General features: G+C 41.3%; 8 protein-coding genes. 3 read left to right on the top strand and 5 right to left on the bottom strand.

The window, feature by feature from the left end; genetic code table 11:
* Positions 1-319 precede the first annotated feature (319 nt).
* Genes proC through GXZ13_06390 form a run of 3 tightly spaced genes read left to right on the top strand, consistent with a single transcriptional unit; the run spans position 320 to position 3,180 of the window.
* Entirely contained in the window at positions 320-1,126 is an 807-nt protein-coding gene (gene proC, locus GXZ13_06400) for a pyrroline-5-carboxylate reductase (GenBank protein NLX75445.1), read from the top strand.
* Positions 1,127-1,930: a glutamate 5-kinase gene (gene proB / locus GXZ13_06395; GenBank protein ID NLX75444.1), complete on the top strand. Its 804-nt coding sequence runs from the start codon at positions 1,127-1,129 to the stop codon at positions 1,928-1,930.
* Positions 1,930-3,180: a glutamate-5-semialdehyde dehydrogenase gene (locus tag GXZ13_06390; GenBank protein NLX75443.1), complete on the top strand. Its 1,251-nt coding sequence runs from the start codon at positions 1,930-1,932 to the stop codon at positions 3,178-3,180. The genes proB and GXZ13_06390 overlap by 1 nt, the downstream gene beginning before the upstream one ends.
* 143 nt (positions 3,181-3,323) lie before the next feature.
* On the opposite strand, the gene ilvD is transcribed toward GXZ13_06390, so the two are convergent.
* From ilvD to GXZ13_06365, 5 genes are all read right to left on the bottom strand, one after another.
* A complete protein-coding gene (ilvD, locus tag GXZ13_06385) occupies positions 3,324-4,988 on the bottom strand; it encodes a dihydroxy-acid dehydratase (GenBank protein ID NLX75442.1) in 1,665 nt (554 codons plus the stop codon).
* Positions 4,981-6,708 (bottom strand): biosynthetic-type acetolactate synthase large subunit, encoded by a 1,728-nt coding sequence (gene ilvB / locus GXZ13_06380; GenBank protein NLX75441.1) that lies wholly within the window; start codon positions 6,706-6,708, stop codon positions 4,981-4,983. Before ilvB ends, ilvD begins: the two co-directional genes overlap by 8 nt.
* Positions 6,709-6,755: 47 nt before the next feature.
* The gene (locus GXZ13_06375) at positions 6,756-7,883 is read right to left on the bottom strand and encodes an isocitrate/isopropylmalate dehydrogenase family protein (protein NLX75440.1); all 1,128 of its coding nucleotides are present in this window, start codon (positions 7,881-7,883) and stop codon (positions 6,756-6,758) included.
* Positions 7,880-8,398, bottom strand: coding sequence for a 3-isopropylmalate dehydratase small subunit (locus tag GXZ13_06370; protein NLX75439.1), 519 nt, complete (start codon positions 8,396-8,398; stop codon positions 7,880-7,882). Before GXZ13_06370 ends, GXZ13_06375 begins: the two co-directional genes overlap by 4 nt.
* Positions 8,399-8,412: 14 nt before the next feature.
* Positions 8,413-8,570, bottom strand: a 158-nt coding sequence (locus GXZ13_06365) for a 3-isopropylmalate dehydratase large subunit (protein ID NLX75438.1), incomplete at its 5' end; no start/stop codon positions are given.

Here is an 8,570-nt window from a genome sequence, read left to right as displayed (position 1 = left end):
TGCCGTAATCCCTTAATTTAAAGATTTCGGGGATTCCGCTCAGGAGTGAGACTGCATCTTACGACATAAGTGTCAGCTTTCACCAAATGCTGATTCTCTGTAACTTCAGTTGTAAGAGCTTAATTCCATCATCGCGTTTAAGTATTTATTGAGTATAGGATATAATACAGCAGATAGGATTCAATTGTCAATTATACCTAAATTGCGCAACTGCAAATTAAGACGGTATGTAGAATTTCATAGTAAGACGTTGTTATCAGCAATATTTAGACGTACAATTAGCGTAATTTAATATTATTTAAAGTAGGGTGATTATATTATGAAGTATGGATTTTTAGGAGCGGGCAATATGGGCAGCGCTATTATAAGAGGAATGATAAAGGGTGGATTTGATCCTAAAGAAATATTTGTCTATGACTTGTTGCAGGATAAACTTGATCTCCTTGCCGAAGAGTGCAATATAAAAAAAATAAAAACAGAAGAAGAAGTCTTTGAATGTGATGTTGTCATTATCGCTATAAAACCGATTATATTAGATGAAAATAAAGTTAGGATAAAAGAAATAGTAACGAAAGCATCTAAAAAACCCAAGTTTTTCATATCAATAGTTGTGGGGAAATCCCTTGATTATCTATCCGGAATTTTTGAAAAGTCACCGATTGCAAGAGTAATGACAAATGTAAATGCAATGACAGGTTCGGCGACAACTGGATACTGTATGAATGAGTATGCAACAAAAGAACAAGATAAAATAGTTACTGATATCTTTTCGAACTTAGGAATAATTACACCAATAGAGGAAACCAGTTTTGCTGCTTTTTCCGCAATAGCGGGTTCATCACCGGCATTTTGCTATATGTTTATAGAGGCGTTGGCGCGTGCTGCGGTACGAGGAGGCATACCGAAACCGCTTGCTACTAAAATTGCAGCTCACACTGTCTACGGAAGTGCAAAAATGGTTCTTGGTTCAGAAAAACATCCTTTGGAGTTGTGTGATATGGTTTGTTCGCCTGCCGGAACAACGATACAGGGTGTTTGTTCCCTTCAAAAAGATGGATTTGAGGCAAGTATACATAACGCAGTAAAAAAAGTTATGCAACGTGACTGTGAAATAGGTGGTAATTAAGTGGAACGTAGAGAGAACCTTAAAACAGCGCACAGAATAGTGGTTAAAATAGGCACATCTTCCATTACTCATCCTAATGGCAGTATAAATTTGCAAAGAATGAAAAAACTAGCTTCAGTCCTTACTGATATTAAAAACAGTGGGAAAGAAGTGATTTTAGTTTCATCGGGAGCTGTTGGTGCCGGCTTAAGCATTTTGGGGCTTAAAAAAAGACCGGAAGAAATTCTTTTGAAGTTAGCTGCAGCGTCTGTGGGGCAGGCCTCTCTTATGCAGATGTATAGAAGTTTTTTTAATGAATATAATCAAACCGTTTCGCAAATACTTATAACTAAAGAAGATGTGGAAGCACGAGGAGAAATTATTACAGGTTTGTTTAACAGACTATTCGCTCTCGGAATTATACCTATAGTAAATAATAACGATGCGGTTGCCACAGATGAAATAGAATTTTCTGATAATGATTATCTTTCTGCGGTTGTAGCCGAGTTAATATCTGCTGATTTGTTGGTAATTCTAACAGATACAGATGGGCTTTATGATAAGAACCCAAAAACAAATGGGGATGCTACGCGTATACCAATATGTGATAAAATCACACCGAAAATAGAATCAATGGCTGAGGGCAAGGGATCTGCGTTTGCGATGGGTGGAATGACCACTAAAATAATCGCTGCTAAAAAATGTGTAAAAAGCGGGTGTAATGCTGTGATAGCAAAGGCGGAAGATCCTCGTACTTTATATGATGTTCTGGATGGGAAGGACGTTGGAACACTTTTCCCGGCTAAGAGAGGGGCTGTCGGCTAATGTCAAAGGAGTATATTGTAGAGCTTGGAGAAAAAGCAAAAGAAGCATCAAGATTTACTTCGATGTGTGATACAAAAACAAAAAATGAGCTTCTTATAAAATGTGCAAATGCTCTTAGAGAGCATTCATCATATATTCTGGAAATCAATTCGGAAGATCTAATTAACGCAGAAAAAGCAGGCAGGAAAAAGTCGTTTTTGGATAGACTTGCCTTAAGTGAAAAAAGAATAGAAGATATGGCCTCCGGCTTAAAAGAAGTAGCGGAATTACCGGATCCGGTAGGAGAGATATTGAGCATGAAGACTATGCCTAACGGAATGATTGTGGGACAAAAGCGGGTGCCCATGGGGGTTATAGGAATAATATTTGAAGCAAGGCCCAATGTTACCTCAGATGCATTTGGCCTTTGTTTTAAGGCAGGTTCAGCTACAATCTTAAGAGGTGGAAGCGAGGCTCTTAAGACAAACTCTGCGATAGTTAACGTCTTTAGAAGAACGTTAAAAGATAATGGAGTAGATGAAAACATTGTAACGCTCGTGGAAGACACCGATTATGAGACCGCTAAGAAAATGATGTGTTTAAATAAATATATTGACGTCCTTATACCGAGGGGTTCAGCAACTCTTATAAAGACTGTTGTCCAAAACAGCACTGTCCCCTTTATTGAGACGGGAGTAGGGAATTGTCATGTTTATGTTGATGAAAGCGCCGATTTAGATATGGCTAAAAAAATAGTAATAAATGCTAAGACACAGCGTCCGGGAGTTTGCAATGCATGCGAAACTCTTCTCGTTCACGAAAGATTAAAGGATTCTTTTGTTCCTAGAATTACCAATGCTTTACTAGAAGCCGGAGTGGAAGTTAGAGGAGATAAAGATTTTGAGGTTGTAACAGGAGTAAAAAGAGCAACAGATGAAGATTTTGCCACAGAATTTGAAGATTATATTATTTCTGCAAGAACAGTTCTAAATTTCGATGAAGCAATAGAGCATATCAGGAAGTATTCGTCCGGCCATAGTGATTGTATCGTGACTGAAAATTATACGTCCGCTCAGCGCTTTTTGAACGAAATAGACTCCTCCTGTGTTTATGTTAATGCTTCCACAAGGTTCACGGACGGCAATCAATTCGGACTTGGAGCAGAGATAGGAATCAGCACACAGAAACTTCATGCCAGGGGACCAATGGGGCTAAAAGAGCTGTGTACAACAAAATATATCATATTTGGTGCCGGCCAAATTCGAGAATAGCGTTTTTAAATAGCAAAGTTTTTCTCTGCTAAGAAGAAACTCCTGTAGAACTTAATAAACCCATAAATTAGTGCTGAGCAAATGCATTTTATTCTTCGCTCAGCACTAATTATTGTCTCTAATCGGTCAAGGATTGAAAGTTGTTATTTTTCCTTCAAAACTGCTCCTTCAACACCGGAAGTTGCGAATGTTCGATACCGTTCTAAGAAGGGACTGGTTGTCTCCTGACACTTAGGCGTATATTTTTTTCTACGTTCTTCCAAAACTTCCTCACTTACTTTGAGATCAAGTTTTTTTCGCGGTATATCAATCGAAATTATGTCTCCATCCTCTACGAGACCTATAGGTCCGCCGGTGCATGCTTCAGGTGAGACATGTCCTATGGCCGCTCCACGTGTGGCTCCGGAAAAGCGTCCGTCTGTAACAAGAGCTACCGTGCTACCTTTGCCTTGTCCCATAATGGCTGAAGTAGGAGTGAGCATCTCTCTCATTCCGGGCCCGCCCTTAGGTCCTTCATTTCTTATTACAACGACATCCCCATCGTTTATCATATTATCAAGAATTGCTTTGCTTGCATCGTCCTCACATTCAAAAACCCTAGCAGGTCCTTCATGTACCATCATTTCAGGCGAAACAGCAGATTGTTTTACTATTGCACCAAGAGGTGCAAGCGTTCCTTTCATAAATGCAATTCCACCTTCTTTGTGATACGGATTATTTAGAGGACGTATAACGTTAGAATTAAGTACTTCTGCATTAGCACAATTATCTTTTATCGTTTTTGTCGTCACCGTTATGCTTTCTCCATGAATAAGATTGCTATCAAGGAGTTGTTTTATAAGAGCTTGAACTCCACCGGCTTGCCAGAGATTTTCAATGTGATGCTGCCCCCCTGGACTCATGGAGCAAAGATGCGGAACCCTCGATCCTATATCATTAAAAACATCAAGAGAGAGGGTTAACCCCGCAGCCCAGGCTATCGCAGGCAAATGTAGAGTTGTGTTCGTGGAGCCTCCCAATGCCAAATCAACGGCAACTGCATTTTCAAATGCTTCTATTGTTAAAATATCACGAGGTTTAATGTTTTTATTGACAAGATCCATTATCGCTCTGCCTGCGTCTTTGGCAAGTCTGACACGGCCCGCATGAACTGCGGGTACAGTGCCATTCCCTGGGAGTGCCAAACCCAGTACCTCCATCATGCAGTTCATAGTATTGGCTGTGAACATTCCAGAACAGGAGCCGCACCCTGGACATGCATTGTCCTCGATTTCTTTTAGCTCTCTTTCATTAAGTTTGCCGGCAGACAACATGCCGACACCTTCAAATACGGTGTTAAGGTCGAGCTTTTTCCCTGAAAGGTTGCCGGCCATCATTGGTCCACCTGAAATTATGATAGATGGAATATTTAGTTTTGCTGCAGCCATAGCCATACCAGGAACAATTTTGTCACAGTTCGGTATAAGGACCATGGCATCAAATGCATGCCCTTTTGCCATTACCTCTATTGAATCCATGATAAGTTCTCTACTGGGAAGAGAGAATTTCATGCCATCATGATTCATTGCAATTCCGTCACATACCCCGATAGTAGGGAACTCTAAAGGAAGTCCGCCTGCTGCATATATTCCGGCTTTGACAGCTTCCGTTATAGTTTTTAGATGGACATGCCCCGGGATTATAGAGTTAAAAGAGTTTGCCACGCCTATCCAAGGGCGCTCTATTTCCCAATCAGTGTAACCCGCAGCTTTAAGCAAAGAGCGGTGGGGACTTCTCTGGTAGCCTATTTTTGCTTTATTGCTATTCATGATTTGATAGTTCCTCCAAACTCAATAAGATTTCATCATTAGAACTTCCCGGGGTAACCATGGGTAAAACCAAAGCCTCCTGTGGAATTCTAAAGTCGACAAGTGCTGGTCCAGGAACCTTCAGGGCCTCCTCGATTGTACTTCGGACATCTTCAGGTTTACAAGCAGCAAAACCCTTAACTCCCATACTCTCCGCGATTCCAACGAAATCAGGATCGCGTGTGTAGAGTGTGTTTGAATAGCGTTTTTTAAAGAAGAACTCCTGCCACTGTCGAACCATACCTAGACAGGTGTTATTAAAAAGAAAAACTTTTACGGGGATATTATACCGAGCACATGTATCAAGTTCTTGAATGTTCATCATAAAACTTCCGTCTCCGGCAAGGCAACAAACATATTCTTGCGGACAAGAGGAAGAATTGCATGTATAAGCGGCTCCGATTGCGGCAGGGAAACCGAATCCCATTGTGCCGAGACCACCAGAAGTGAGGAAGTGTCTTGGCTCTTCTACTTTGTAATACATTGCTGCCCACATCTGATGCTGTCCAACCTCAGTTGTTACGATCGTTTTGCCGCCCGTTATCTCTCTTAGACTTTCTATTATGTGCCATGGTGCTATTCCATTTTTATATTCTGTTCTTGGCAGAGGTTCTTTCTCTCGTATTAATTCTAGATCCTCAATCCATTTTCTATGAGTACATCCACACGTTTTTTTGTCTACTGAAATTAGCAAGGCATTTAAAATACAATTCGCATCTCCTACAAGGTGAATTTCTGATCCTATTACTTTGTTCATTTCTGCAGGATCGATGTCTATATGTATTATTCTCGCTTTGGATGCAAAAGAAGAGGTTTTCCCCGTAGTTCTGTCGCTAAAGCGCGGTCCTACAGCTAATATAACATCTGCAGCCATAACTGCTCTGTTTGCAACAGGATGGCCGTGCATTCCAGCCATTCCCAAAGAAAGGCCGGAAGGATGTGATTCGGGGAAAGCACCCTTCCCCAACAAGGACGTAACTACAGGTATTTGAAATTTCTCAGCGAATTCTTTAAGCTTCACTGCAGCACCAGATCTAATAACCCCGCCACCTGCGAAGATAAGAGGTCTCTCTGCTTGTTCTATAAGAGCAACTGCTTCGTCGAGACGAGAGAAATCAGTTTTTGATTCAGGATTATATCCAAGGAATTCGACCTTATCAGGATACTCAAAAGCACCGAACCCTTTTTGAACATCTGCAGGTATATCTATTAAAACAGGACCAGGTCTACCTGTAGTTGCTATGTGAAAAGCTTTTTTAACTGCGGGTGCAATCTGTTCAGGCGTTCTTACTTGCATACTATGTTTGACAACAGGGATGGTTATGCCTAAGATGTCGGCTTCCTGAAAAGCGTCTGAGCCTATGGCTGTAGTGGCAACTTGTCCTGTTATTGCAATCATAGGCACAGAATCTATGCTTGCAGTTGCTATTCCGGTTACAAGGTTTGTCGCACCCGGCCCTGAAGTGGCAATACAGACTCCCGGTTTTCCACTGGCGCGAGCATAGCCATCTGCGGCATGTGCAGCCGCCTGTTCATGTCGCATCAGAACATGATTAATCTTAGAATCGTATAAGGCATCAGAAAGAGTTATAACAGCACCGCCAGGCAATCCGAAGATTGTATCGACGCCTTCAGCCTCTAACGATTTGAAGAGCATTTGAGCTCCGTTAATTTTGGACATTGGATATACCCCCTAATCTTGATGATAAAGCCACAATCAATTTCTAACTAAATATATTTTCTTATGTTCTCCCCGACTTGCTCTGAGGTAGCCTCTCCTCCGAACTCAAATGGGAGCTCGTTTCTAGAAGCATTTTTTAAAAAGTTAAAGACAGCGCTGTTTATTGCCTTTGAGGCTTTTTCTTCGTCTAGGTGTTCAAGCATAAGTGCACCTGAAAGTATAGCTGCTATTGGATTAGCCCTTCCAGTATTTGCTATATCAGGAGCTGATCCATGTACTGGTTCAAACATTGATAGTCCATCTCCGATATTCCCGCCTGCTGCTGTGCCGAGTCCCCCAGCCAGTCCTGCTTGAAGATCACTGATAATGTCACCAAAAAGATTGGGACACAAGAGTACACCGTAAGAAGCAGGATTTCTTACAAGATGATAGCAAAGAGCATCAACGTTGACGGTAGAATATTTCAACTCCGGATATTCTCTTGACAATATATTTATTGCACATTCTTCAAAAAAACCATATAAAGCCGAAACAGCATTAGATTTGGAGACAATCGTAAGGATGTCTTCCCCTCTTTTTTTGGTCAACTCCGCGGCATATCTTGTTATTCTTTCAATTCCAGGCTTGCTGTTTATAGCTGCTTGTGCTGCGAAAGGACAAAGAGGAGTCGTTTTTAGTTTTAGAGATCCCTCTAATTTATACAACTCTCTATTTATATTTATTGGAAGCTCCAATTCTCCTGAATCCGTTGTGTCGCCTATGCACATGTATAAGTCTTCGGTATTTTCTCGAACAACGACTGAATCTATTGTCCTTTCTTCAAGTTTGACCGGTGTTTTAACATTTGGCAGAGACAATGCTGGGCGAAGATTGACGTACTGATCAAAGCGAAAGCGGAGGGCCAGTAATATCCCTTGCTCCATAATGCCCGGTTTTATTCTTGGATCTCCTATTGCCCCCAAAAGCATTGCATCACACTTTTCCATATTATCCATAGATACTTCCGATAATATTTCGCCTGTTGCAAGGTAGTGGTTTGCACCATGGGGGTATTCATCCCATTCAAATGAGAAACCCAATCTTTCCCCGACTCTTTCAAGTGTTTTTACTGATTCTCCAGTAACTTCTGGTCCAATTCCGTCGCCCGGTAGAAGGGCTATTTTATATTTTTTCATTTTAAATCCGCCTTTCGCTTTTCTTGGAGAATTGTCTTAACATAAGGCACAAGACCTCCTAGCCCGATAAGCTTTTGGAGAGTTCCCGAGAAAGGCTTGGCGTAATATGTTTCATTCTTTGTCTTGTTAAAAATAGAGCCGCATGCCAAATTAATTTCTAAGAGGTCGCCTCTTGAAATTTTATCAGCGTCGGCACACTCAAGTATAGGGAGTCCAATATTTATTGAATTGCGATAGAAAATACGAGCAAAAGATTTAGCAATGACGCAAGCAACACCGGCACCCTTTATAGCTAAAGGAGCGTGTTCTCTGCTTGAGCCACACCCAAAATTATTGCCGGCAACAACAATGTCTCCTTTTGAAACTTCTTTTGCAAATAATTCGTCAATAGGCTCCATACAATGTTTAGCTAGTACTTCCGGTTCACTTGTTACGAGATACGCTGCCGGAATGATAACATCTGTGTCAATATTGTCCCCATATGTCCATGCTTTACCGATTAATGTAGTATTCATAGCTTTGCCTCCAGCTAGCCTGTTATTTCTTTTGGATGACAGATATGCCCTGCAACGGCAGTGGCAGCTGCAACCATTGGACTTGCAAGAATAACTTCGCTTTTAGATGAACCCATCCTACCAACGAAATTTCTGTTACTTGTGGACACACAGCGTTCTCCAGCAGCAAGGA

The organism is Synergistaceae bacterium (genome assembly GCA_012728235.1).
GTDB lineage: Bacteria > Synergistota > Synergistia > Synergistales > Synergistaceae > JAAYFL01.
The sequence above is the reverse complement of the archived record's forward strand: the minus strand, read 5'-3'. Positions and strand labels throughout refer to the sequence as shown.